Origin of the sequence: Paractinoplanes ovalisporus, from assembly GCF_016834655.1 — a bacterium.
Taxonomy (GTDB): Bacteria; Actinomycetota; Actinomycetes; order Mycobacteriales; family Micromonosporaceae; genus Actinoplanes; species Actinoplanes ovalisporus.
Genome location: NZ_JAENHP010000004.1, coordinates 689130 through 714552, shown reverse-complemented (window position 1 = coordinate 714552; position 25423 = coordinate 689130). Strand labels below are relative to the sequence as shown.

Below are 25423 nucleotides of genomic sequence, written 5' to 3'. Positions count from 1 at the left end.
CAGGATCGTCGGGTGACCGATTCCACGCCGTTGCGGCTGCCCCCGGCTCTGATCAAGCGAGCACGCGAGTTCGACGGGGTGCCGGCGCCGGTGCGCGACGCGGCCACGGTCGTGCTCCTGCGCCCTTCGGGCGAGAGCTTCCAGCTGTACGTGATGCGGCGCGCGGCCACGATGGCCTTCGGCGGCCTGTACGCCTTCCCCGGCGGCGGCGTCGACCCGGACGACCGCCCCGATCCCCTCCGCACCGACTGGCCCGCCCGTCTCGGTGTGCCCGCCGAGCGTGCCCATGCCGTGGTCGGCGCCGCCGTGCGCGAGCTCTTCGAGGAGACCGGCGTGCTGCTCGCGGGCCCGGCCGACCGGCCCGACCGCACGATCGCCGACGTGAGCACCGACGACTGGGAGGCCGACCGCGCCGCCGTCCTGGCCCGCGAGCTGACGCTGAGCGAGCTGCTGACCCGGCGGGGGCTGCGGATACGGGACGACCTGCTGTTCGGCTGGGCGCGCTGGGTCACCCCGGAGTTCGAGCCCAAGCGGTACGACACGTGGTTCTTCGTCGCCCTGCTGCCCGAGGGTCAGCAGACCCGGGACGTGTCGGGCGAGACCGAGGACACCGCCTGGATCACGGCGGCGGAGTCGGCCGGGCTGCCCATGCTGCCACCGACCCGCTCGGCGGTGGACTCCCTGGCCCCGTACGGGGAAATGGCGCAAGTGGTCGCGGCCGCGAGCCGCCGCGACGCCGCGACGCCGGTCATGCCTCGCGTCGAGCTGACCGACGACGGCGGCGCGCTGCTGCACCTGCAGTAACGCGCCGCCAACTGGCCCAACCCCGCCACACCCAGGGGGCTGGCCAAAAAATACGCCGTCGCAAGTGGACAAATCGACTTGTCCACAGGTGACGTTCTAGACAATCGCGCCGGTAGAGCCGAAGCCCACCGAAGGGCCTAGCCGAAGCGACCGGTGATGTAGTCCTCGGTCTTCTTCTCGGTCGGGTTGCTGAAGATCTTCTGCGTGTCGTCGTACTCGATCAGACGGCCCGGGTCACCGGTCTTGTCGATCGAGAAGAAGCCGGTCTTGTCGCTGACCCGCGCGGCCTGCTGCATGTTGTGCGTGACGATGATGATCGTGAAGCGGTCCTTCAGCTTGAACATCAGGTCCTCGATCGCCAGCGTCGAGATCGGGTCGAGCGCCGAACAGGGCTCGTCCATCAGCACGACCTGCGGCTCGACCGCGATCGTGCGGGCGATGCAGAGACGCTGCTGCTGACCACCGGAGAGGCCGGCGCCGGGCCGGTTCAGGCGGTCCTTGACCTCGTTCCACAGGTTCGCCGACTTGAGCGACTGCTCGGCCGCGTCGTCCAGAACCGACTTCTTCTTGACGCCGTTGAGCTTGAGTCCGGCGACCACGTTCTCATAGATCGACATCGTCGGGAACGGGTTGGGCCGCTGGAAGACCATGCCGATCATGCGACGGACCGCGGTGACGTCCACGTCCGGGTCGTAGATGTTCTGGTCGTCGATGGTCAGCGAGCCCTCGATGCGGGCGCCCGGCAGCACCTCGTGCATGCGGTTGACCGACCGCAGGAACGTGGACTTGCCGCAACCCGACGGCCCGATGAGGGCGGTGATCGTCTTCGGCTCGACGGTCATCGACACGCTGTCGATCGCCTTGAACGACCCGTAGTAGGAGGAGACGTTGCTCGCCTCGATGCGCTTGGCCATGGGTTACCTCTACTTGGACAGACTGTTGCGACGGGCGAGCAGCTTGGCGGCGATCGTGAGGATCAGGACGATCGCGACCAGGGTCAGCGCGGCCGTCCAGGCCCGCGCCGGGGCGTACCGGGAGGCGTCACCGGCCTGCTGGTACACGAAGAGCGCCAGGGACTGCTGGCCACCCTCGAACGGGTTGAAGTTGATCGACGCGGCACCACCCGCGACCAGCAGCACCGGGGCCGTCTCGCCGGCCGCGCGGGCCACGGCGAGCATGACGCCGGTGACGATGCCGGGCAGCGCGGTCGGGAGGACGACCTTGAGGATCGTCTTCCACTGCGGCACCCCGAGCGCGTACGCACCTTCGCGCAGCGGCCCGGGCACCAGGCGCAGCATCTCTTCGGTGGACCGGACGATCGTCGGCAGCATCAGCACGGTCAACGCCAGTGAGGCGGCGAAACCGGAGAACCGCGGGGTGCCGTTGTTGAACCACGGGCTGACGATCAGCACCCAGAACGAGAGGATGAACAGACCGGCGACGATCGACGGGATGCCCGTCATGACGTCGACGAAGAAGCGGACGGTGTTGGCGAACCGGCCCCGGCCGTACTCGACCAGGTAGATCGCGCCGAGCACACCCAGCGGCACAGCGATCAGGGTGGCGATGCCGACCTGCTCGAGCGTGCCGATGATGGCGTGGTAGGCGCCGCCTTCGGGGTCGCGGGCACCGATGTTGTTCATCGACGTGCCGAAGAAGTTGCCGTCGAGGCGCTCGACACCCTTGGAGACCAGCGTCCACACCACCGACGCGAGCGGCAGGATCGCCAGCACACAGGCGGCGTAGATGAGCGTCTTCCACATGCGGTCGCGCGCGGTGCGGGGACCCTCGATGCGGCCGGCGACGACCTGCAGGCCGATCAGGTAGAAGACGACGCCCAGCACCACGACGAGCACATAGTTGCCGATGCCGAAGCCGTAGACGACGGCGGCCGCGATGAGCAGGCCGGCCGCGGCGATGCCGAGGTTGATGCCCAGCGGCAGGCGCTTGGTGCGAATGTTGTCCGGCGTCATGACGACGCCGGCGGCTTCCCGATCCAAAAGGCTCATGCCGCACTGTCCCGGAACTCGCGCCGACGGTAGATGATCGCCCGCGCCGCCATGTTGACCACCAGGGTGATCGCGAAGAGGACGAGACCCGAGGCGATGAGGGCGCCACGGCCGGTCTCGTTGGCCTCGCCGAAGGCGTTGGCGATGTTGGCGGCGATCGAGTTACCGCCGTTCTCGATGATGTTGAACGAGATGTTGAAGACGATGCCGAGCGTCATCGCCAGGGCGATCGTCTCGCCGAGGGCACGGCCGAGGCCGAGCATCACCGCGGCGATCACACCGGGCTTGCCGTACGGCAGGACCGCGGTGCGGATCATCTCCCACTTGGTGGCGCCCAGTGCGAGCGCGGCTTCCTCGTTCATGCCCGGGGTCTGCCGGAAGACCTCACGCGACAGCGACGTCACGATCGGCAGCACCATGATCGCGAGGACCAGGCTGCCGAGGAGCACCGAGCGGCCGAACGGCCCGTCGCCACCGAAGATCGGGATCCAGCTGAAGTACTTGTTGAGCCACGTGGAGAACTCGCGGACCGGCTCCATGAAGACGTCGCGGCCCCAGAGGCCGAAGACGACACTGGGCACGGCGGCCAGCAGGTCGATCACGAAGCCCAGCGGCGTGGCCAGCCGCCGGGGTGCGTAGTGCGACAGGAACAGCGCGATGCCCAGAGCGATCGGCACCGCGACGAGCAGGGCGATGATCGAGGTCAGCAAGGTGCCGAAGGCGAGGACCGCGATACCGAAGCGCGGCTCGGTCTCGTTCGGGAACCACTGGTTGAAGGTCAGGAAGTTCTCGTTGTCGGCCCGGATGGCCGGCACTGCCTTGGAGATCAGGAAGATCGCGATGGCGACGATGATGACGAGCACCATCGCGCCGGCCGCCACGGAGAGGCCTTTGAAGCCGGCCTCCATACCGAATCGGGCCTTCTTGGGCAGGGCGCCCCCGCCGCCGCCGAATGGGGGTTCATCGTGACTACTCGGTGAAACGCCGGTGCCAGCGCCCCGGGTGTGACGTCCGATCACACCCGAGTCGCTGGCGGTGGCGTTCTCCGAGCGGGAGGAGGGGTAGTCACCCATCTGCTCGCTCGCTGTCGTCTCGGAGGGATTTGTTCGTCAGGTCAGGAGATCGAGGCGACCGCGGTCTCGACCTTGCTGCGGATGCTCTCCGGCAGCGGGGCGTAGCCCAGGTCGCCCAGCGCCTTCTGACCGCCGGTGCTGGAGGTGTAGGAGAAGAAGGCCTTCAGCGGAGCGGCCTTGGCGGAGCCCTTGCTGCAGACGATCTCGTACGTCACCAGGACGATCGGGTAGGCCCCGGCGGTCGTGGCGGCGTAGTCGATGCTGAGCTTCAGGTCGTTGCCGGTGCCCTCGATCTTGGCGCCCTCGATGCCCTTACCGGCCGACTCGCCGGTCAGCTCGGTGTACTCACCGGCACCGTTCTTGATCTTGGCCTTCTGCAGGTCGCTGTTCTCGGCGTACGAGAGCTCGACGTAGGAGATGGAGCCGGCGGTGCCCTTGACCGCGGTGGCGACACCGTCGGACTTGGCGGCACCGGTGCCGCCCTTGGCCTTCCAGGCCTTCGCGTTGCCGTAGGTCCAGTCGGCCTCGGCGGTCTTGCTCAGGTACTTGGTGAAGTTGTCAGTCGTGCCCGACTCGTCCGAGCGGTGCACGGCGGTGATCGCGCTGTCCGGGAGCTTGGCGCCGGAGTTCTGCGCCGCGATCGCCGGGTCGTTCCACTTGGTGATCTTGCTGTCGAAGATCTTCGCAAGGGTGGGGGCGTCGAGCTGGAGACCGTCGACACCGTCGAGGTTGTAGACGACCGAGATCGGGCCGACGACCATCGGGAGGTTCAGCGCCGCGCCACCGGGGCACTTCGCGTCAGCCTGCGGCTGCTCCTCCTCCTTGAGGGCGGAGTCGGAACCCGCGAAGTCGGCGGTGCCCGCGATGAACGCCTGGATGCCGGCACCCGAGGCGGTGCCCTGGTAGTCGACCTTCGCGTCGGCACACTGGGCCTGGTAGGTCTTGATCCACTCGTCCATGGCGTTCTTCTGCGCCGACGAACCCTGAGCCGTCAGGCTGCCGGCGACACAGTTGCTCGACGCCTCGGACGCACCGGCGTCGTCGGACGGCGAGTTGTTGTCCGAGCCGCACGCGGTGAGCGCGAGCGATGCGGTCAAAGCAATGCCGGCTGCCAGAAAACCGGACCGCTGGAGCTTCACAATGTTCCCTTCGGTGGTGTGCAAGCCGGCGTCGCACCGGCACAACCGAAGCTAAGAGGGGGAGGTAGCCGGTTACCCGGGGCTAAATGAACGCGCAGTGAACACGTTCACGCCGAAACGTGGCCTTGCCCTGAGGGCGAGTTGTCCGTTGCGTGAACTGAGTGACTAGAGACCGACATGTCGGATATAGGGGGGCGGCAGTTACCGCCTCGAGATACGCCGTTGTCCGGGTCGTGACCCGTGGGACTCAATTTCGGGCGTAGTTGATGTCGGTCTTGTAGATCTCGAAACCGAGCCGCCGGTAGAGCGCCACGGCGGCGGTGTTCGACTCGTCGACGTACAGGCTCGCGACGGTCAGACCCTGGCCGGCCAGGTGCCGCAACCCGGCCACGCTCAGCGCGGCCCCTAGGCCCTTGCGGTGACCGGCCGGGTCGACGCCCAGCACGTAGATCTCCCCGATCGCCGGGTCGGCCGCGGAGGCCGGGTGCACCTTGGTCCAGTGGAAACCGAGCAGGGTGTCGGCGACGTCGACGGCGAGCAGGAACCCGGCAGGGTCGAACCACGGCTCGCTCTCGCGCGCCAGCAGGTCGTCGCGGGTCCAGCGGCCCTGCTCGGGGTGGTGGGCGAAGGCCCGGGAGTTGACCTCGAGCCAGGCGTCCTCGTCGGCCCCGGGGCGGAAACCACGCACGGTGACGCCGGCCGGGAGCGCGATGTCGGGCATGGGCTCGGTGAGCGGGCGGCGCATCTGCCACAGGACCCGTACGCGCTCGAAACCGTTCTTCTCGGCGAAGGCACGGGCGCCGGGATCGTCACCGTGCGCCCAGAACCGCAGCTCCCCCGGCCCGGCCGCCACGAGCAGGGCCGTGCCGTAACCCTGCCGGCGGTGGGCGGGATGGACGACGAGCTCGCCGCCGGAGAAGGCGTATCCGGCCAGGGAGCCGTCTTCGGCCCGGACGAGGAAATGCGTGTGCGCGGCGGGATCTTCCCCGCCGCGCACACGCAGCACTACGTCTTCGGACAGTGGGTAGACGCCGTCGGCCTGCTCGGCCGCGGCGGCCAACGCGAGAACGTCAGCCGCCTCAGCAGCACTCAACCGGTCAAGAGCACGAACTGACGTCATGCCCTCAAACTTAGACCGGCAGCGAGACCGGCTCGTTGTCGGGCAGCTGGCGGCCGGACGGGGGGACGACGAACTTGTAGCCCACCTGGCGCACCGTGCCGATCATCGACTCGTATTCCGAGCCGAGCTTGGCCCGCAGACGACGGACGTGCACATCGACCGTGCGCGTGCCGCCGAAGTAGTCGTAGCCCCAGACCTCGCGCAGCAACTGGTCGCGGGTGAAGACCCGGCCCGGGTGCTGGGCGAGGAACTTCAGCAGCTCGAACTCCTTGTAGGTGAGGTCGAGCGGGCGGCCCTTGAGCTTCGCCGCGTAGGTGTCGGGGTCGATGTTGAGCTCGCCCGCGCGGATCGAGCCACCGGCGCCCGCGGTCGCGTTGCTCAGTCGGCCGACGGCCAGGCGCAGCCGCGCCTCGACCTCGGCGGGTCCGGCGCTGGCCAGGATGACGTCGTCGACACCCCAGTCGGCGTTGAGCGCGATCAGGCCCGCCTCGGTCACGACCGCCATGAGCGGGACGCCGATGCCGGTCGCGTGCAGCATGCGGCACGTGGCGCGGGCCTCGGAGAGCTCGGAGCGGGCGTCCACCAGAACGGCGTCGGGGCTGGGCCCGGACACCAGGGTGCGGACATCGCGAGGTGCGGTGCGTACGGAGTGGGGAAGCAGATCCAGCGCGGGCAGCACGGCGGAAGGCTCGCCAGCACGTGCCGTCACCAACAGAAGGATTTCCACACTCACCTCCGTCCTTGCGGCACAGGGCCGCTCGGGTGACTCGATGGCGTTCATACTTCGGCTCCGCCATCGGCGGACATTTCCCGGCGTCACCGACGGGTGGGCTGGGCTTACCTTAACCGATGCATCACCGAGAACGCCTCGATCGTTTGACTGAGTGATGTAGTGAACGCCCTTCCGGTGTACGAATGGCGGTTTAGTAACAAGCCTTTAACAAACGCCGCGGAATTGGGTGCCCGGTCGGGTTCTGGCACGATCTCATCCGTGTTCCCTTCCATGCCGCAGGACGACTCCTGGGACGCCGACGCCTCGCGCGAGATCGCGAGGGGCGGCGGCAAGCGGCCGCCGACCGGCTTCCGGGACGACAAAGAGCCGGACCGCAAGGGTTCCGCCGAGCCTGATGAGGCCGAGGACGACGAAGAACTCGAAGAGATCGAAGTCGTTCCGGTACGGCGGCAGCTGGCGCTCGCCATCGCCGGGTTCGCCGGTCTCCTGTCGGTCGGCATGGTGCTGGGCGCCCTGACCTCCGCGCCCGACTCGCGGCTTCCGTACGCGATCGTGGTGTTCGGCGTTCAGTTGCTCTATCTGCTGGCCTGGGTGATGGCGCTCAGCCCGCCCGCGCCCGCGGCCACCGCCGGGGTCAGCGTGGCGGTCGCGCTGGTCGCCGACTATCTCAGCGTCACCAGCGCCGAGGCGGCCCTCATGCCGCTGGTGTGGACGACCCTGGGCGGGTTCGTCGCGGCCCTGATCGGCCAGCTGTTCCGGGCCGAGGACCGGGCCCGGCTGACCGACTCGTGGCGGGCTACGCTCGCGATCGTGGCCGGCGTGGCCGCGTACGCGATCCCGATCGTCCTGACCCGCCAGGAGAACGGCACCCAGACCGTGATCGTCTGCGCCGCCGCCGCGGGTGTCGCGCTGGTCGTGGCCCGGGCCACCGACGCCCTCTTCCCCAAGCCGCGCATCGCCGCCCAGGTGCCGCGCGGTGTGGCCGGGGTCGTGCTCGGCGCGATGCTCGGCACGCTGTCCGGGGCCGCCCTGGGCAGCTTCCTGGTCTTCCCGTTCACCCCGGCCAAGGGCGCGATCGTCGGCCTCATCGCGGTCGTGGTCGCCCACCTGGTCGACCTCGCGGTCAACTTCGGACAGGCCGGCCGCGAGCTCGCCGGTGACGCCCCGACGTTCTGGGTGGCCCGGCACATGCAGGGGCCGCTGGGCGCCTTCGCCCTCGTCTCGGCCGCGGCGTACGCCCTGAGCCACTGGTTCCTCTGAGGCCGCTGTTTCACCGGGTCCACAGAACGGGCATGTACGGTTCCCGGCAAGTTTTCGGCTCTGTCAGGAGGACCGGTGAGCGGCGAGGTCTACGGCACTCAGCGCCCGCGTAAGAAGCGGTGGGGACGACGCCTGCTGATCACCTTCATCGTCTTCCTGGTCATCGTGCTCGGCCTGCTCATCGCGCTCGACCGGTTCGCCGTCGGCTACGCCGAGCGCACCATCGGCGACCGGGTCTCGCAGCAGGTCGCCGACCAGAACGCGAGCAGCGAGAAGCCGGACGTCACGATCGAGGGCGTCCCGTTCCTGACCCAGGTGCTCGACGGGAACTACCAGGAGATCCGGATCCAGCTGGCCAACCTGACCGGCCCGGCGGGCAACAACCGGACGGTCAAGGTGGCCAACCTCGACGTGCGCGCCAACGACGTCAACGCGCCGCTCGACACGATCCGCAACGGCACCGGCGACATCGTCGCGAAGACGGTCACCGGCACCGGCACGATCGACTACCCGCAACTGGCCGAGCTGATCGGCCAGCCCGGGCTGAAGCTCGACGAGAAGGACGGCAAGCTGGTCGGCAGCGCACCGCTGCAGGCGCTCGGGCAGACCTTCAACGTCTCGGGCACGGCCACCGTCGCCGTGCAGAACGGCGTCGTCCAGGTGCGCTTCTCCGACGTGACCGCGGCCGAGCTGCCCAACGTGCCGATCGTGCGCAACCTGGTCAACGCGTACGTGCAGAAACTCTCGGTCGACCTGCGGGTGCCGGAACTGCCGCTCAAGCTGGCCGTGCAGAAGGTCGAGCCACGTCCCGAGGGTCTCCAGTTCACCGCCGGCGCCAACGACGTGTCACTCAACGCGGGCGGACTGTGACCCCGGCCATGTTCCCGGATCGTGGTCGAGTCTGTTACCGGCACATGAACCGCTGGTAGGGTCCAATCTCATGAGCCCGTTGCTCACCAAGAGGCGTGCGGTCGACCTGTGCCGCATGGCCGCCTGCCTGTGTTGCCCCGTCATCTGACGGGGCCACGTGTGCTGAGCACTTTCTAGCTCTCTCTCCCCGCCGGCAACGCAGCCGGATTCGTGGCGCCGTCGCACGACAGCTCGAGATCCATTTCCAATCTCCACTGGGTCCCGCGCGCGGTGCGACAAGCAAATTCCGTGCGCTGACTCACCCCCATCTCTCACCTGACAGGGAGTAGACCGATGAGTCGCGACACCGCACTCGTCTCGGCCGACTGGGCCGAGCAGAACCTCGACACCCCGGGCGTCGTCTTCGTCGAGGTCGACGAGGACACCTCCGCCTACGACGGCGGGCACATCCCGGGCGCCGTCAAGATCGACTGGAAGCAGGACCTCCAGGACCCGGTCCGGCGTGACTTCGTCAACCAGGAGCAGTTCTCCGCCCTCCTCTCCGAGCGCGGCATCTCCAACGACGACGTCGTGGTGCTCTACGGCGGCAACAACAACTGGTTCGCCGCGTACGCGTACTGGTACTTCAAGCTCTACGGCCACGACCAGGTCAAGCTGCTCGACGGTGGCCGCAAGAAGTGGGAGCTCGACGCCCGCGCGTACACCAAGGACGTTCCGGTCCGCGCGAAGACCAGCTACTCGGCCTCCGCGCCCGACCTGTCGATCCGCGCCTTCCGCGACGAGGTCGTCGAGGCCATCGGCGTGAAGAACCTGGTCGACGTGCGCAGCCCCGACGAGTTCGCCGGCCGCCTGCTCGCTCCGGCCCACCTGCCGCAGGAGCAGTCGCAGCGGGCCGGCCACATCCCGACCGCGATCAGCGTGCCGTGGAGCAAGGCCGCCAACGAGGACGGCACCTTCAAGTCCGACGACGAGCTCGCCAAGATCTATGGCGACGCCGGCCTCGACGGCAGCAAGGACACCATCGCTTACTGCCGCATCGGCGAGCGCTCCTCGCACACGTGGTTCGTGCTCAAGGAGCTCCTCGGCCAGCAGAACGTCAAGAACTACGACGGCTCCTGGACCGAGTACGGCTCGCTGATCGGCGTCCCGATCGCGCTCGGCGACGAACCTGGGAAGGCCTGATCATGACTTCTCCGTCCAACACCACCGCGGCCGGTTGCGCCGCTCCCGACCAGTCGGCTCCCATCCCGGCCTCGGTCGACCTCAACCGCGAGACCGTCCTCACCGGCATCGTGCAGAACGCCGAGGGTGAGCCGGTCGGCGGCGCGTACGTGCGGCTGCTCGACTCGAGCGGCGAGTTCACCGCCGAGGTGGTCTCGTCCCCCGAGGGCGTGTTCCGCTTCTTCGCCGCCCCCGGCTCGTGGACGCTGCGTGCCCTTTCGCGCAGCGGCAACGGCGAGGCCGTGGTGGACGCCACGGTCGGTGTCAACGAGGTCGCGCTGGCGGTTTCGCCGGCCTGACCGCCCACGCTCTGAAGATCAAGGGCGGGTTTCCCGTACGGCGGGAGGCCCGCCCTTCATCGTGCCCGGACACCCTTTTGTGGGCGGCTGCCGTGCCCGCGTTCACCGTGGGTTGCCACCCCGTTGTCGGCGGCTGCGTTGCCCGCGCTCACCGTGGGCTGCCGTCCCACTTCCACTTCTCGGGGCGCGGGTGGCCGGGCCGGTCGGCGCGGCCGGTCGACCAGAGCAGCGTGGCCCACGGGTCCTCATCGGCCGGAGCCTCGGGGAACAGCCTGGTCAGCGCGCGGGCGCACAGATCTTCCGGCGGCTCCCACGTCAGACCCAGCCCGGCCGCCAGGTCGTGCATGTGGACGATTACCTCGACGACACCCATCGCCGCGAAGCCGCTCGGGTCGGACGGCCCGTAGTTGTGGAACGACCTCCGCTCGGGCGGGGCCGTCGCCACCACTGCGGCCAGCAACCCACCGCACGACTCGAGAACCTGCAGCAGACCGGCGGGACGTTGAGCCGGATCGACGAACACGGTCAGGTAGGGCCCGCCCTCGCGACGACTCTGATACCCGTACGGGACATGGGCGGTCACCGACGGCGCGGCCAGGGACAGCTGTGATGCGTACATGAAAAGGTCGTCCGCCATGTGCTCGGTGGTCTCCCAGCAGGTCCAGGTGAGATCCCCCGCCCGTACGGACCAATCGCGGTCTTCCGCCTCGGACAGGGTCTCGATCGCCAGGCCCACCGCGCGCGTCACATCGTCAGCATCCACGGCCGTGACTCTGCGTTCTCCGGCCCGCGCGGACAACCGAATTAGCCGCCGCTTCCCCCGCTCACCACGACGGCCGTCGGCGGCACCTCGGGGCGGCGCCGGGTCAGGCGGCGGACGCCGGTGTTGAGCACCGCGATCAACGGCACCGCGACCAGCGCGCCGATGATGCCGGCCAGCACCACCCCCGACGCGATCCCGATGATCACGGCGAGCGGGTGGATGGCGACGGCCCGGCCCATGATCAGCGGCTGGAGCACATGACCCTCGACCTGCTGCACCAGGATCACCGCGCCCAGCACGATCAACGCGTAGACCCAGCCCTGGTCGACCAGCGCGACCAGCACGGCCACCGCCCCCGACACGCTGGCGCCGACGATCGGGATGAACGCGCCCAGGAACACGAGCGCGGCCAGCGGGAACGGGAACGGGATGTCCAGGATCACCAGCGCGATGCCGATGCCGACGGCGTCGATGAACGCCACCAGGACGGTCGCCCGCACATAGGCGCCGAGGGTGGCCCATGAGGCGTCACCGGCGTCGGCGATCGACCAGCGGGCGTTCACCGGGAACAGCCGGACGACGAACCGCCAGATCTTGCGGCCGTCGCGCAGAAAGAAGAACGTCGAGAAGAGCACCAGCAGCATGCCGGTCAGCACCTCGAACACGGTCGCCGCGGTGGCGATGCCGGTCGAGGTGAGCGACGCGCTGTGCGTGTTGATCCACTCCTGTGCGTTGTCGATGGCCTGGTTGACCTGGTCGTCCGAGAGGTGCAGGGGGCCGGTCTTGGCCCACTCCTGGATCTGGCGGACGCCGGCGGTCGCATTCTGGGTCAGCGACGGCAGGCCGTCGAGGAACTGGTTGATCACCAGGGTGAACGTGCCCGCGACCGCGGCCAGGCCGCAGATCAGCACGAGGAACGTGGCCAGCGACGGCGGCAGGCGCAACCGGCGCAGCCAGCCGACGGCGGGCGCGAGCAGGGCCGAGAGCAGCAGGGCGACCGCGAGCGGGATGACGACGACGCTGATGATGCCGATGAACCGCAGCAGCGCCCAGCCGACCAGGCCGACCACGATCAGACGCCAGCCCCAGGCGGCGGCGATCCGCAGCGAGTGCGGCACCTCGGCGTCGTCGCGGCTGTTGGTCGAGTGGTGCACGTCGTCGGGCTCGGGCGGCGGAGGCGCGAATTCGACCTCGTTGTCCGGTTCGGGCGCGGGGTCCTCGCGCGCCAGGCGGACGGACTCCCGCCCGGATTCATAGGCACGCTTCAAGTTGTCCCGGACTCGCTGCAACCGGCTCACGGCTAACAACCTAGTCTCCGGGCGCTCCCGCACGGTGGCCGCCACGACGGGCGGCGTACCGTCAGCAGTCGTGAGCACCGACACCCGAACCGAGAGCGGACTGCCGATCCGCATGCTGCACGACCGCGTGCTCGTCCGGCAGGACGGGGGCGAGGGCGAGCGCCGTTCCACCGCGGGCATCGTCATCCCCGCGACGGCGTCGATGGGCCGCCGGCTCTCGTGGGCCACGGCGGTCGGGGTGGGCCCGAACGTCCGCTCGATCGTCGTCGGCGACCGGGTGCTGTTCGACCCCGACGACCGGTCCGAGGTCGAACTGCACGGCCGGGAATACGTGTTGCTCCGCGAGCGTGACGTGCACGCCGTCGCCGCCAGCCGGGTCGAGTCGGACGGCACCGGCCTCTATCTCTAGACCCTCCCGGCCGCTGTCTCGCGGCTCGCTCATCCGCCTCGGGGCGGCCGCTCCCCGATCGGGTGACTACGCTGGCTGCATGGCCGACGTTTCGCCGGGTGGGACGCCCGACCAGGCTGCTCCGCTCTCCTCGCCGCCCGCTTCTTCGCCGGCCGGGCCGGGGCAGGCCGGTGTCGCGGCCTCTTCGCCGGCCGGCACGGCGCCGGCCGGTGTTGCGGCCTCTTCGCCCGCGGGCCCGGTGCAGGCCGGTGTTGCGACCTCTTCGCCCGCGGGCCCGGTGCAGGCTGGTGTTGTGGTGCCCGAGGCCGGCGAGCTCACGCCCATGGTGCTGCCTCCGACCGAGGTCTCGGTCGCCGCGCGTCGCACCGGCTGGCGGCGGTGGCTGCCGATCGCCGGCGTCATCACGTTCCTGCTGGCCGGCGCGATCGGCATGCTGCTGTTCCTCGGCGTCAACATGGGCGTCACGAGCCTGTTGGTCGGCCTCACCGCGGCCGTTCTGCCGGTCCCGCTGCTGGTCGCCAGCTTCTTCTGGCTCGACCGCTACGAGCCCGAGCCGATCCGCTACCTGGCCTTCAGCTTCGCCTGGGGCGCCGCGATCGCCACCGCGGTAGCGCTGGTCGTCAACACCGCCTCGGCCTCCCTGTTCGAGCGGATCGGCCTGCCCGACGCCCTGGTGGCAGTGCTGGTGGCGCCGTTCATCGAGGAGCTGATGAAGGCCGCCGGCCCGCTGCTGCTGTTCTGGCGGCGGCGGGCCGAATGGTCCGGCATCACCGACGGCATCGTCTATCTGGGCATGTCGGCGCTCGGCTTCGCCATGGTGGAAAACGTTCTCTACCTCGGCGAACACGGTTACGGGGCCGGCGCCGAGCAGTACGGTCCCGCCACCGGCCTGCAGAACCTCTTCGCGATCTTCATTGTGCGCATCCTGTTCACCGGTTTCGCGCACCCCCTGTTCTCCGCGATGACCGGCATCGGCCTGGGCATCGCGGCCCGCTCGGGCGACCGCCGGGTGCGCTGGCTGGCCCCCATCGCCGGCCTGCTGCTGGCGATGATCCTGCACGGCACGTTCAACCTGCTGCCCACGCTCTCGGTGAGCCTCTCCCAGCCCTTGATCATGCTGTACGGCTACCTGGGCTTCATGGTCCCGTTCTTCTTCGCGGTCGTCGGTTTCGCGATCGCGTTGCGCTCCTGGGAGGGCCGGCTCACCGAGCGGATCCTGCCGTTCTACGTGAACACGGGCTGGTTCTCCCCACCCGAGGTGGCGGCGCTGGGCAGCCTCGGCCGCCGCTATTCGGCCCGCCAGTGGGCCCGCCGGGTGGCCGGCCAGTCCGGCCAGAGGGCGATGAAGAGCTTCCAGTTCGCCTCGACCCAGCTGGCCCTGCTCCGCGACGGCATGAACCGGGGCCTGGACCGCAAGCCGGCCGACATCAACCGCGCCGCCGCCGAGGAACATCGCCTGCTCAACGAGATCCTGGAATACCGGGCCGCCTTCAACGGCCGAGACCCCCAGGCGCCCAGAGCCTTCTGGGACGGCCACAACTACCAGATCACCTTCCCCGACGGCGTGACTCGCACAGTCCCCCCACCCGCCGAGCCGGTGGTCCCGCTACCGATCAAGATCCCCCAGCCCCCGTACGCCGCCGCGTGGCCCCACCCGCACGGCAACCCTCCCCACGGTTACGGAGCCCAGCCGGCCCTCGGTTACGGCTGGCCCACTCACAGCCCCCAGCCCGGTTATCCCGCCCAGCCCGGCTACCCCGCCCCCGCGCAGCCCGGTTACGCCGCTCAGCCTGGTTACGCCGCTCCCGCCCAGCCCGGTTACGGCGCCCAGCCCGGCTACGGCGCCCAGCCCGGTTACGGCGCTCAGTCTGGTTATGCTGCCCAGCCCGGCTACGGCGCTCAGCCCGGTTATGCCGCTCCCGCCCAGCCCGGCTATTACGTCCAGCCCGCCCATAACGGTGAGCCCCCTTACGGAGGCCAGCCGACTTCCGGCGCGCACCCGTCGACCGGCGCTCAACCCGGATATGCCCCACCCGGATATGTCGCCCACCCCCAGCAGCCCGGCCAGCCCACATACGCCACTCAGCCCGGCTACGGCCACCAGCCGCAATACGGAACACCGCCGGGCTACGACGCAACCCAGCCGGGCCACACCGCGCAGCCCGCTCAACCCCATCCGGCCCCGCAGCCCGCGGCTCAGCCCGGCCACGATGGAGCGCAGCCCAGCCAGAGCGCTCAGCCCGGACAGAACCCCGCGCAGCCCAGCCAGAACGCATCGTCGCCCCGGCCCGAAACCGCGCCCGAGCCCGACCAGGGCGCCCAGCCGGCCAACGACGCGCCCCAGCCCGGCTACAGCTACCCGACCACCTACCAATACCCGGACAACTACAGCTACCCGACCACGCCCAACTACCCGACCCCACCGCCGTTCGCCCCGCCGCCCACGGAGGCCACCCCGGCCAACGACCGTCACCCCGCGAGCGAGAACCCGCCCCAGCAATAGGGAGTGCCCAGGTGGGTCAGGTCGGTGGGTGGCCCAGGCCCGAGCGCGAGGCCGGTTTGCGCCGCTGGGAGTGCGGGCGCCCGTGCCAACCGACCGCCCGCCGGACCAGGCGCGGCGCCTCGGCATGGTCCACCCCGCTGGCCCGAAGAAGGTCGGTCGCGGTCGTACGGATCTGTGCCACGATGACCCCGCCGGAGAAGCCCACCCCTTCCTCGTACGCCTTCCCGCACTCGGCCGCCGCCCGCAACGCCCGCTCACGGGCGGCAACCGGCTCGACTCCCTTGGCCCACTCCTGGCGCAGCAGGTCGACCGCGTCGCCCAGCAACCCCACCGAGACCGGCAGCACCTCGGGAATCGTCTCGTCATCACCCAGCGCGGTGTCAGCGCGACGGCTCATCACGCGACAGTTCCTCAACGCGTACGTAATGTGGCTCGCCCCGTCGACATAGAGCGCCAACGCACCCCGGTTGCGCCAGCGGGCCGGCGCGAACGCCACGTTCTCGCGGGCGGCAGTCACCGCGGCCGAGAACGCCGCGAAGGTCGCCTCGGCCGCCCGCAGATGGGCCAGCGCGTCCTCGATCGTGCTGCGTTCCCGCTCGGCCAGCCCCGCACCGACCTGATGCAGCCCGTCGGCCAGCGCACGCAGGGCCGGGTCGGCCGCCCGCCGGACGACGTTCAGCGGGTTGAGCGGCAGCAGCAGCGTCATCACCGCCAGCCCGACACCACCCCCGACCAGCGCGTCGAAGAATCTCGTCCAGGGCAGACCCGTGCTCGACGTCAGCGTGGCAACCAGCACAGCCGACGACGCCGACTGCACCACCAGCGGCGTCCCGCCCCCGACGGCCGTCGCCACCAGGACCGCCAGCAGCACGATCAGCCCGATCTGCCACGGCCCGCTGCCGACCAGCAGGATGAACGCGTCGCCGATCCCGATGCCGATGGCCACCCCGAGAACCAGTTCCGCCGTACGCCGCACCCGCTGCCCCACCGACGAGGCGAGCGTGATCACCGCGGCGATCGGGGCGAAGAAGGGGCTGGGCCGTCCGATGAGGTCGTGCGCCACGAACCAGGCCAGCCCCGCCGCCACGCCGGCTTGCACGGCCAGAGCCAGCCCGTAGCGCGTGCGTCGCAGCCCCTCCCAGAGACCGCTCCGACCTCGCGCCACAGCCCGAGCGAACCGCCCTCGTGCCGCCGACTCCGTCATGCCCAAACCCTAGGTCGTCCGCCATCCCGGCGTGCAGACCCAACTCCGCCGCTGTGGATAACTCCGGAATGTGGATAACCGCTCGGCCGCTCAATTTCGGAGTACGTTCGGTGCGCCACGGCAGTCACGTGGCCCGACGAGGTGGGACGGAGGCCCCCTTGGTTGGGGTGGGTTGGGCCAGTTGCCGCCAGCCCCGAGAGCGGCGGGTTAGGGCAGTTGCCGCCGCATGGGAAGGGACAAAGGCCCAGCACCACACACGGAAAGGGCCCAGCACCCAAGGAACGGAAACGACCCAGCGCAGGCACGGAGACGGCCCAGCACCCGGAGAACAGAAACGGCCCAGCGCGGGCACAGACACGACCAGAAACAGGCGGCCGAGCAGCGATCGACGGCCCCACCGAAGGTGATGTCAGGATTGGCGACGTGGAAAATCTCGTAGCGCAATTCCGCGGCGCCGTCCGCACGGCCGGCGCCACCGTGGGGGACGGAGATCTGGAAGCCGCGGCCGCCTACCTGCTGACCAGGTGGTCCGAACCGCAGCGGCAATATCACACCGTTCAGCACCTGACGGCCGTTCTGGACGTGATCGACCGGTTCGACGCGCTGGCACCCCACCCGGAACGGGTTCGGCTGGCCGCCTGGATGCACGACGCCGTCTATGACCCGACGGCGCTCGGCGATGCCAACGAGCGGGACAGCGCCGAGTTCGCCGAGGGCCTCCTGCAGACGCTGGGCGTGCCGGAAGACACCGCCGCCGAGGTTGCCCGCCTGGTCGGCCTCACCGCGGGCCACGCCACCGAGGAGGACGACCCGGACGGGGAACTGCTCTGCGACGCCGATCTGGCCGTGCTCGCGGGCGACGACGAGGCGTACGCGGACTACACCGCGAAGATCCGGCGGGAGTACGCCCACGTGCCGGACGACGACTTCAAGGCCGGCCGCGCCCAGGTGCTCAAGGCACTGCTCGAGCTGCCCTCGATCTACCGCCTCGAGCCGATCCGTGAGCAGTGGGAAGCGCGGGCCCGCGCCAACCTGGAGAACGAGTTGAAGAGCTAGTACAGGTGCTTGGGCCGCCGCAAACCGGCGGCCCTCAGGCGCGACGCCAACTCGCGGGACGGCAGCAACACCGCCCCGAGCCACAGCGCGCTCTGGAACCGGAAGGCCGGAATGTCGTAATGGTCCCGGTCGAAGGCCCGCCGCGGCGCCCCCAGCATCTCGGCGAAGACGTGCAGCTCGTCGTACGAGAGGTCGCTCACCAGATGCGACCAGAGCCGCCCCCGGGCCGGCCAGAGCGGCTCGTCGACGAGGATCAAAGGTCGACTTGCAGCAGGTCGATCCCGCGGTCGGCGGCGAACCCCCGCACGTCGGGCGCGCCCACCCGGGCCGCGTCGGCCGCCGCGTCGTCCGGCATCGTCTGGGACTGCCGTTCGGCCGCCACCCGCGCCATGTAGTGCTCGACCTCGCGTTCGCGCACCGCATTGTCCCAGCCCAGCGCGTCACCCATCACGGCCGCGGCGTGGGCGGCCGATTCGGTGCCGCGGTGGGTGGTCTCGATCGAGATTCGCGTACGGCGGGTGAGCACGTCATCGAGGTGCAGGGCGCCTTCGGCCAGGGCCGCATATGCCACCTCGGCCGCGAGGTATTCCGGCGCGCCCGTGAGCGGGACCGCCAGCTCCGGATCCGCCTTGATCATCGCGAGCAGGTGGACCGCCAGCGTGCCGTAGCGCTCGAGCAGGTGCTCGACCACGCCGGCAGTGACGCCGTGGCGGCGGGCCGTGTCCTGCCGGTCGCGCCAGGCCGCCGCGTAACCGTCGGCGCCCAGCAGCGGCAGCTCGTCGGTGCGTGAGGGCGGGATCTCGCCGCCGAGCCGCCGCACCGCCTTGTCGACCACGTCGGCCGCCATCACCCGGTACGTCGTGTATTTGCCCCCGGCCACGAGCAGCAGCCCCAGCATCGGCTCGAACACGGCGTGCTCGCGGGAGAGCTTGGACGTGGAGTCGGCCTCGCCCGAGAGCAGGGGCCGCAGACCGGCGTAGACGCCCTCGATGTCGTCGGTGGTCAGCGGCCGGTCGAGCACCATGTTGACCTGGTCGAGCAGATAACGGATGTCGCGCGCGGAGGCCGCGGGGTGGGAGCGGTCGAGCTTCCAGTCGGTGTCGGTGGTGCCGATGATCCAGTGGCCGCCCCACGGGATGACGAACAGCACCGAGGTGGGCGTCCGCAGGATCAGCCCGGCCTCACCGGTGATCGCCGAGCGGGGCACCACCAGGTGGACGCCCTTGGACGCCCGGACGCGCAACCCGGGGCGTACGCCCACGTCGCGCAGCATCTGGGACATGTCGTCGCTCCACACGCCGGTGGCGGCCACGACCGTACGGGCCCGGACCTCGATCTCGGGTGAGTCGGGGGCTTCGAGGTCGCGTACGCGGACACCGACCACCTCGCGGGCCTCGCGGATGAAGCCGGTGACGCGGGCGCTGGTGACCACGGCCGCGCCCAGGCTGGCCGCCGTGCGGGCCAGCGTGACCACCAGGCGGGCGTCGTCGACCTGGCCGTCGTAGTAGCGGATCGCGCCGCTCACCGTGTCGGCCCGCAGGCTCGGGAACAGGTGGCGGGCGCCGTCGCGGGTGAGGTGGCGGTGCAGCGGCATGCCCCGGCCGGGGCCGAAGACACCGGCGAACACGTCGTACGCGGCCACACCGAGCCCGTAGTAGGCCCGGCGGCCCACGCGGACGGCCGGGTTGCCGGCGGGCAGCGGCACCAGGATCGGCACGGGGCGTACGAGGTGGGGCGCCAGCCGGGTGGAGAGCAGGCCCCGCTCGGTCAGCGCCTCGTGCACCAGGTGCAGCTCGAGCTGTTCCAGATAGCGCAGGCCACCGTGGATCAGCTTGCTGGATCGGCTGGACGTGCCGGCCGCGAGGTCACGGGCCTCGACCAGGGCGACCTTGAGGCCACGGGAGGCGGCGTCGAGGGCGGCGCCGGCACCAGTGACCCCGCCGCCGACGACGAGGACGTCGAACTGCTCGTCGCGCAGGCGCCGGATGTCGGCCACCCGGCGGATCGGGGAGAGACGACCGGCCGCGTAACGGGAGACGGAGGGTTCGCGCACGCGTCCCACGTTAGCGCCCGCGAGCGCTCCCCAACCCGCTCCTGTGTGCAACCGATCCGCTCTCGGCCGTCCCTAGCGTCAGATCTTGGCCTGGACCAGCGGAGTCCCGGTCGCCGGCCTCGAGACAACGGGGATCTGAATGCACCGAGCCGTTCTGCGGTCCAAGGCCTACCGGACGCTGGTCCTGGTGGTCGTGACGGCGGTCGCCCTGACCGCGACGATCACGATCCTGGGTAACCGGGCGGACGCGGCCATCACCACCGCTTTCAGCTCCCGTTTCCAGGCCAACGTCAACGGCTCGATCCTGCTGCGTGGCAACACCAACATGGTGTGCCCGCCCGCGCTGGCGGCCTGCACCGACGGCCAGAACGGCGTGGCCACCGGCAACGTCCTCGGCACGCTGAACAACAACAACTACGTCATGCAGTACGCGGACGTGGACGGTGACCCGGCCACGTTCAACGACAGCACGGCGACCCTCAGCCTTCCGGCGGGCAGCAAGGTGCTGTTCGCGGGGCTCTACTGGAGCGCCGACACGTCCGCCGGCAACAGCGGCGCGGCCGCCCGGAGCGCGGCGGACAAGGGCACGGTCAAGTTCCGTACGCCGGCCGCCGCGACCTGGAACCCGGTGACCGCGTCGACCGTGTTCACGAACGGCACGAACTACGCCTACCAGGGCTTCGCCGACGTGACCGCGCTCGTCTCGGGCGCGGGCAGCGGTGTCTACAGCGTGGCCGACATCCAGGCCGGTACGGGCAAGGACCGGTACGCCGGCTGGGCGCTCGCGATCGCCTACCAGAACTCGGCCGAGCCCATGCACAGCCTGCGCATCTTCGACGGCTTCGGCGTGGTCAACAGCAACAGCGCCGACAGCAGCGTGAAGATCGGGGTCAGCGGCTTCCAGACCCCGCAGAGCGGCACCGTGCACGCCACCGTCGGCACGGTCGTCTACGAGGGTGACCTCGGGCTGACCGGCGACAACCTGATGCTCGACAACCAGAAGATGTCGGACACCGCCAACCCCGAGGACAACTTCTTCAACAGCACCGTCAGTCAGGCCGGTACGAACCTCACCAGCGACCGCTCGCCCGCCAACAAGAACCTGATGGGCGTCGACATCGACCAGTTCGACGCGAGCGGCAAGCTCCAGAACAACGTGCAGAACGCCGAGCTGACGCTGACCACCGGCGGTGAGACGTTCTATCCGGGCGTGGTCACCTTCACCACCGATCTGTTCGCCCCGGACGTGCAGTCCACGGTGACCGGCGTGGACACCGACGGCGGCGACCTGCTGCCGGGCGACGTGATCGAGTACACGATCACCGTCCGGAACGACGGCACCGACACCGCCCTGCAGACCGTGCTCACCGACGCGATCCCGACGCACACCACGTACGTGCCCGGTTCGCTCACGATCGCCGGCGCCTCGAAGACCGACGCCTCGGGCGACGACTCCGCCCAGTTCGCGGGCGGAACCGCCACGTACAACGTCGGGACGCTGGCGCACAACGACACCACGACGCTGACGTTCCGGGTCAAGGTCGACAACGACACCCCGGCCGGCTACCCGATCACCAACCTGGCCAACTCCACCTACAAGGCCCAGTTCACCGGCATGACCGTCAACGGCGTCCCGGCCACGACCGGCATGACCGTGCAGCAGCCGCACGCGGACCTGTCGGCGGCGCTCAGCGTCTCCCCGACCGCGGTGCAGCGGGCCGCCTCCCCGAACGGCGTCACCTACACCGTCGTCGTCACCAACAACGGCACCGACCTCGAGCCGGCCGCGAAGGCCGAGCTGACCCTGCCGGCCGGCGTCACCACCGGTCCGCTGCCCTCGGGCTGCACAGTCGCGGGCCCGGTCGTCACCTGCTCGGCCGGTGCGCTGCTCAAGAACACCCAGGCCACGTTCGTCATCCCGGCCACGGTCGCCGCCGGTGCCGCTGCCGGCGCGGTCGCCTCGGTCCAGGTCTCGGGCGCCGGCGCCGACGCGGTTGGGCCCAACAACACCGCCTCGGCCGCCGTCCGCGTCAACTCGGCGCCCCAGGCCACGGCCGACACCGCGAACACCACCAACGGCGTCGCGGTCCGGATCGACGTACGGGCGAACGACAACGACCCGGACAACGCCCGCGCCGACCTCACCGTCACGCTGGGCACCCCGCCGGCGCACGGCAACGTGGTCGTCGACGCCGACCGCACCATCACCTACACCCCCGACCTGGGCTGGGCCGGCACCGACTCGTTCGGCTATTTCGTCGCCGACGGCGAGGGCGGCAGCGACACCGCGACCGTCACCGTGACCACGGACAACGCCGCCCCGGTGGCGGTCGACGACACCCGCGCCACCGCGGCCGCCACCCGCATCGACATCCCGGTGCTGGACAACGACTCCGACCCGAACAACCACCCGATCCACGTCGCCTCGATCACCCAGCCGCCGGCCGGCGCGGGGTCGGCCACGCTGACCGGCAACGTGGTCAGCTACACCCCGGCCGCGGGCTTCACCGGCACCGCGACCTTCACGTACGCCGTCGAGGACAGCCTGGGCGCACGGACCACCGGCCAGATCCGGGTCGCCGTGGACAACGCCAAGCCGGTCGCCGCCGACGACCTGGCCGGCGTCGCCTACCGCGGCAGCGTCACGATCGACGTGCTGCACAACGACACCGACGCCAACAACGACCCGCTGACGATCAAGTCGGTCGGCACGCCCGCGCACGGCACCGCCACCATCACCGCCGGCAAGATCGTCTATCAGGCGCCGGCCGGGTTCTCCGGTGACGCGACCTTCACGTACGTGGTGACCGACGGCTCCGACGACGCCACCGCGACCGTCACCGTGACCGTCGCCAACGCCGCGCCCACCGCGGCCGACCAGTCGGTGCACACGGCCACCGACACCGCCGTCCGCATCGACGCGCTGCTCGGCTCGAACGACCCGAACGGCGACACGTTGACGGTCACCGGCTGGACCAACCCGACCTACGGCAGCGTGGCCCGGAACGCCGACGGCACCCTCACCTACACCCCGACCACCGCCTACACCGGCAACGACAGCTTCGACTTCACGGTCGGCGACGGTCACGGCGGCACCGACACCAAGAAGATCAGCATCGTCGTCACCAACGGCGCACCGATCGCCAGGCCCGACCCGGTCACCGTGCCGTCGGGCACCGTCGCCACCATCGCGGTGCTGGCCAACGACTCCGACCCGAACAACGACCCGCTGACCGTGACGATCGACGTGGCGCCGCAGCACGGCACCGCCTCGGTGGACGCGAGCGGCAAGGTCACCTACACGCCGGCCGCGGGCTACGCCGGCGGCGACTCGTTCCACTACACGGTCGCGGACGGCCGGGGCGGCCAGGACGGCGCCACCGTGACGGTCGGCGTCATCAACACCGCGCCGGACGCCCGCGACGACGCCACCAGCACCGACACCGACACCGCGGTCACCATCACGCCGCTGGGCAACGACAGCGACGCGAACGGCGACGCCCTGCGGGTCACCGCGATCACCCCGCCCGGCCGGGGCACCGCGGTCCGCAACGCCGACGGCACCGTCACCTACACCCCGAACGCCGGCTGGTTCGGCACCGACGCCTTCACCTACTCGACCAGCGACGTGCACGGCCTCACCGCGACGGCGACCATCACGGTCACCGTGCGCAACGCCGCGCCCATCGCCGTCGACGACCGGTTCGTCGTACGCCCCGGCGTGACCACGAAGCTGGACCTGCTCGCCAACGACCGCGACCCGAACACCGGCCAGAAGCTGAGCGTCGCCACCCTCGGCAGCCCGGCCAAGGGCACGGTCACCCTCAACGCGGACGGCACCGTGGGCTACCGCCCGAACGCGCTCACCGGCGGCACCGACACGTTCGACTACGTGCTCACCGACGACCTGGGCCTCACCGCCACGGCCACGGTCACCATCGTCATCGACGCGCTGCCGACCGCGGCCGCCGACACCGCCACCACCAAGGGCGGCACCGCCGTCGACATCGCGGTGCTGGGCAACGACACCGACCCCGAGGGCGGCGCGCTGACGCTGCTGTCGGTGGGCACCCCGGGGCACGGCACCGCGACCATCGTGGACGGCAAGGTCCGGTACACGCCGGCCACCGGCTTCAGCGGCGACGACACCTTCACCTACGTGGTGCGGGACGCCGCCGGCAACACCGTCACCGGCACGGTGACCGTCGCGGTGGCCAACGCCGCCCCGGTCGCCGACGACGACGCGGCCGCCGTGCTCGCGGGCAAGCAGGTCGACGTGGACGTGCTGGCCAACGACACCGACCCCAACACCGGTCAGAAGCTGACCGTGACCACGGTCGGCACCCCGGCCCACGGCACCGCCACCATCGTGAACGGCAAGGTCCGCTACAAGGCGGCCGCCGACTACGCCGGCATCGACACGTTCACCTACACGATCAGCGACGGTCAGGGCGGCACCGCCCAGGCGACGGTCACCGTGACCGTCAGCTCGGGCGCGGCGGTCGCGGTGCCGGACGAGCGGACCACGCCCTACCAGCAGGCCGTCACCGTGCCGGTGCTCGCGAACGACCTCGACCCGGACAAGAGCCTGACCCTGAGCAGCGTGACCACGCCCGACCAGGGCACCGCGGTGATCGTCGGCGGCAAGGTGAAATACACGCCGCCGGCCGGCTTCACCGGCGTCGCGAAGTTCAGTTACACGGCCGTGGACGGCGACGGGAACCACGTCACCACGACGGTCACCATCACCGTCGGCGCCCCGCCCGTGGTGCCGGACAAGTCGCTGACCGCCAAGCCCGGCGTGGGCGTGACGATCACCCTGCCCACAGTGGACGAGCACGGCGTGCCGGTGACGGTGAAGTCGATCGGCAAGCCCCGGCACGGCACGGCCAGGCTCAACGCGGACGGCACGGTCACCTACGTGGCGGCCAAGGGCTTCAGCGGCACCGACACCTTCACCTACGAGGCGGTCGACGCCAACGGCAACCCGGCCGAGGGCACGATCACGATCAAGGTGGCCGGCACCAACACCAAGCCGGTCGCGAAGAACGACAACGTCTCGGTCGGCGCCGGTGACTCGGTGGTGATCGCGCCGCTGAAGAACGACACCGACGCCAACGGCGACAAGCTGACGGTCGTCAAGATCGGCAAGCCGAAGCACGGCACGGCGGTGCTCAACCAGGACGGCACGGTCACCTACGCGCCGAACCAGAGCTACGCCGGCGGCACGGACTCGTTCACCTACACGATCAGCGACGGTCACGGCGGCAGCGCCACGGCGATCGTCACGGTCACCGTGGACCCGGCCGCGACCGACGTCGGGGCGGGCAACGGCAAGCTGGCCAAGACCGGCGCGGACATCATCTCGGTCGTGGTCGCGGGCGGTATCGCCGTCCTGGTCGGCGGGTTCCTGCTGATGGCGGGCGGCGACCGGCTGCGGCTGGCCGCGCTCGGCCTGCACGGTCCGGGCCGCCACCGCCCGGGCCGCCACCGCGGCTAGGCGTCACACAAGCTGCGCCACCGGCCGCCACCGCGGCTAGGACCGCAGCGGAGCTGGACAGCAAGAGAGGCAGGTCGCCAGGCGACCTGCCTCTCTTGGTTGGTGCTAG

Annotated in this window: 20 protein-coding genes and 1 pseudogene; 10 read left to right on the top strand and 11 right to left on the bottom strand. The window is 70.3% G+C overall.

Features of this window, described 5'->3' with window-relative positions:
• The first annotated feature begins 12 nt into the window (after positions 1–12).
• Positions 13–804 (top strand): NUDIX hydrolase, encoded by a 792-nt coding sequence (locus JIG36_RS17340; RefSeq protein WP_307872768.1) that lies wholly within the window; start codon positions 13–15, stop codon positions 802–804.
• Positions 805–941: 137 nt separating this feature from the next.
• On the opposite strand, the gene pstB is transcribed toward JIG36_RS17340, so the two are convergent.
• The 6 genes from pstB to JIG36_RS17310 form a co-directional block, all read right to left on the bottom strand.
• Positions 942–1718: a phosphate ABC transporter ATP-binding protein PstB gene (gene pstB / locus JIG36_RS17335; protein WP_133874204.1), complete on the bottom strand. Its 777-nt coding sequence runs from the start codon at positions 1716–1718 to the stop codon at positions 942–944.
• Positions 1719–1727: 9 nt separating this feature from the next.
• A complete protein-coding gene (gene pstA, locus JIG36_RS17330; protein WP_438870736.1) occupies positions 1728–2777 on the bottom strand; it encodes a phosphate ABC transporter permease PstA in 1050 nt (349 codons plus the stop codon).
• A gap of 32 nt (positions 2778–2809) precedes the next feature.
• Positions 2810–3886, bottom strand: coding sequence for a phosphate ABC transporter permease subunit PstC (pstC, locus tag JIG36_RS17325; RefSeq protein ID WP_203377279.1), 1077 nt, complete (start codon positions 3884–3886; stop codon positions 2810–2812).
• Positions 3887–3927: 41 nt separating this feature from the next.
• Positions 3928–5025, bottom strand: a complete 1098-nt coding sequence (gene pstS / locus JIG36_RS17320; protein WP_203377278.1) for a phosphate ABC transporter substrate-binding protein PstS — start codon at positions 5023–5025, stop codon at positions 3928–3930.
• A gap of 247 nt (positions 5026–5272) precedes the next feature.
• The gene (gene mshD, locus JIG36_RS17315) at positions 5273–6145 is read right to left on the bottom strand and encodes a mycothiol synthase (RefSeq protein WP_203377277.1); all 873 of its coding nucleotides are present in this window, start codon (positions 6143–6145) and stop codon (positions 5273–5275) included.
• Positions 6146–6155: 10 nt separating this feature from the next.
• Positions 6156–6878 (bottom strand): winged helix-turn-helix transcriptional regulator, encoded by a 723-nt coding sequence (locus JIG36_RS17310; RefSeq protein ID WP_203377276.1) that lies wholly within the window; start codon positions 6876–6878, stop codon positions 6156–6158.
• A gap of 258 nt (positions 6879–7136) precedes the next feature.
• Here JIG36_RS17310 and JIG36_RS17305 point away from each other — a divergent pair, with 258 nt between their 5' ends.
• From JIG36_RS17305 to JIG36_RS17290, 5 genes are all read left to right on the top strand, one after another.
• Entirely contained in the window at positions 7137–8138 is a 1002-nt protein-coding gene (locus tag JIG36_RS17305; RefSeq protein WP_307872767.1) for a hypothetical protein, read from the top strand.
• 75 nt (positions 8139–8213) lie between these two features.
• Positions 8214–9008 carry an LmeA family phospholipid-binding protein gene (locus tag JIG36_RS17300; protein WP_307872766.1) on the top strand — a complete coding sequence of 265 codons (795 nt, stop codon included), beginning with the start codon at positions 8214–8216 and terminating at the stop codon, positions 9006–9008.
• A 70-nt stretch (positions 9009–9078) separates the two neighbouring features.
• A complete protein-coding gene (locus JIG36_RS54655) occupies positions 9079–9156 on the top strand; it encodes an Ms5788A family Cys-rich leader peptide (RefSeq protein ID WP_369076880.1) in 78 nt (25 codons plus the stop codon).
• Positions 9157–9341: 185 nt separating this feature from the next.
• Entirely contained in the window at positions 9342–10190 is an 849-nt protein-coding gene (locus tag JIG36_RS17295) for a sulfurtransferase (RefSeq protein WP_203377275.1), read from the top strand.
• Positions 10191–10192: 2 nt separating this feature from the next.
• Positions 10193–10528 carry a DUF1416 domain-containing protein gene (locus JIG36_RS17290; protein ID WP_203377274.1) on the top strand — a complete coding sequence of 112 codons (336 nt, stop codon included), beginning with the start codon at positions 10193–10195 and terminating at the stop codon, positions 10526–10528.
• 148 nt (positions 10529–10676) lie between these two features.
• Here JIG36_RS17290 and JIG36_RS17285 read toward each other — a convergent pair whose 3' ends face one another.
• On the bottom strand, positions 10677–11291 hold the full coding sequence (locus JIG36_RS17285) for a hypothetical protein (protein WP_203377273.1): 615 nt from the start codon (positions 11289–11291) through the stop codon (positions 10677–10679).
• A 41-nt stretch (positions 11292–11332) separates the two neighbouring features.
• Positions 11333–12589, bottom strand: a complete 1257-nt coding sequence (locus JIG36_RS17280; RefSeq protein ID WP_307872765.1) for an AI-2E family transporter — start codon at positions 12587–12589, stop codon at positions 11333–11335.
• 112 nt (positions 12590–12701) lie between these two features.
• Here JIG36_RS17280 and JIG36_RS17275 point away from each other — a divergent pair, with 112 nt between their 5' ends.
• Together JIG36_RS17275 and JIG36_RS17270 are read left to right on the top strand one after the other, a co-directional pair.
• Entirely contained in the window at positions 12702–12998 is a 297-nt protein-coding gene (locus tag JIG36_RS17275) for a GroES family chaperonin (protein ID WP_203377469.1), read from the top strand.
• 79 nt (positions 12999–13077) lie between these two features.
• Positions 13078–15027: pseudogene (locus JIG36_RS17270) on the top strand (PrsW family intramembrane metalloprotease); the annotation flags it as partial.
• 490 nt (positions 15028–15517) lie between these two features.
• Here the strand turns inward: JIG36_RS17270 and JIG36_RS17265 are convergent.
• Complete coding sequence (locus JIG36_RS17265) at positions 15518–16666, bottom strand: FUSC family protein (protein ID WP_307872764.1); 1149 nt, start codon at positions 16664–16666, stop codon at positions 15518–15520.
• Between the two features lie 462 nt (positions 16667–17128).
• On the opposite strand from JIG36_RS17265, the gene JIG36_RS17260 reads away from it, so the two are divergent.
• Positions 17129–17761, top strand: coding sequence for an HD domain-containing protein (locus JIG36_RS17260; RefSeq protein WP_203377269.1), 633 nt, complete (start codon positions 17129–17131; stop codon positions 17759–17761).
• Here JIG36_RS17260 and JIG36_RS17255 read toward each other — a convergent pair.
• Together JIG36_RS17255 and JIG36_RS17250 are read right to left on the bottom strand one after the other, a co-directional pair.
• Positions 17758–18018 carry a DUF4031 domain-containing protein gene (locus JIG36_RS17255; protein WP_203377268.1) on the bottom strand — a complete coding sequence of 87 codons (261 nt, stop codon included), beginning with the start codon at positions 18016–18018 and terminating at the stop codon, positions 17758–17760. The genes JIG36_RS17260 and JIG36_RS17255 overlap by 4 nt on opposite strands.
• On the bottom strand, positions 18015–19814 hold the full coding sequence (locus JIG36_RS17250) for a glycerol-3-phosphate dehydrogenase/oxidase (RefSeq protein WP_203377267.1): 1800 nt from the start codon (positions 19812–19814) through the stop codon (positions 18015–18017). The genes JIG36_RS17255 and JIG36_RS17250 overlap by 4 nt, the downstream gene beginning before the upstream one ends.
• A 139-nt stretch (positions 19815–19953) precedes the next feature.
• Between JIG36_RS17250 and JIG36_RS17245 the strand changes: the two genes are divergently transcribed.
• Positions 19954–25314 carry an Ig-like domain-containing protein gene (locus JIG36_RS17245; protein WP_203377266.1) on the top strand — a complete coding sequence of 1787 codons (5361 nt, stop codon included), beginning with the start codon at positions 19954–19956 and terminating at the stop codon, positions 25312–25314.
• Positions 25315–25423: the final 109 nt, after the last annotated feature.

What these genes read in the sequence shown, in the direction of transcription:
- pstB (WP_133874204.1), bottom strand. Translation starts at nt 1,718, where the DNA reads ATGGCCAAGCGCATCGAGGCGAGCAACGTCTCCTCCTACTACGGGTCG.
- pstA (WP_438870736.1), bottom strand. Translation starts at nt 2,777, where the DNA reads ATGACGCCGGACAACATTCGCACCAAGCGCCTGCCGCTGGGCATCAAC.
- pstC (WP_203377279.1), bottom strand. Translation starts at nt 3,886, where the DNA reads ATGGGTGACTACCCCTCCTCCCGCTCGGAGAACGCCACCGCCAGCGAC.
- mshD (WP_203377277.1), bottom strand. Translation starts at nt 6,145, where the DNA reads ATGACGTCAGTTCGTGCTCTTGACCGGTTGAGTGCTGCTGAGGCGGCT.
- JIG36_RS54655 (WP_369076880.1), top strand. Translation starts at nt 9,079, where the DNA reads ATGAGCCCGTTGCTCACCAAGAGGCGTGCGGTCGACCTGTGCCGCATG.
- JIG36_RS17295 (WP_203377275.1), top strand. Translation starts at nt 9,342, where the DNA reads ATGAGTCGCGACACCGCACTCGTCTCGGCCGACTGGGCCGAGCAGAAC.
- JIG36_RS17290 (WP_203377274.1), top strand. Translation starts at nt 10,193, where the DNA reads ATGACTTCTCCGTCCAACACCACCGCGGCCGGTTGCGCCGCTCCCGAC.
- JIG36_RS17275 (WP_203377469.1), top strand. Translation starts at nt 12,702, where the DNA reads ATGCTGCACGACCGCGTGCTCGTCCGGCAGGACGGGGGCGAGGGCGAG.
- JIG36_RS17245 (WP_203377266.1), top strand. Translation starts at nt 19,954, where the DNA reads ATGCACCGAGCCGTTCTGCGGTCCAAGGCCTACCGGACGCTGGTCCTG.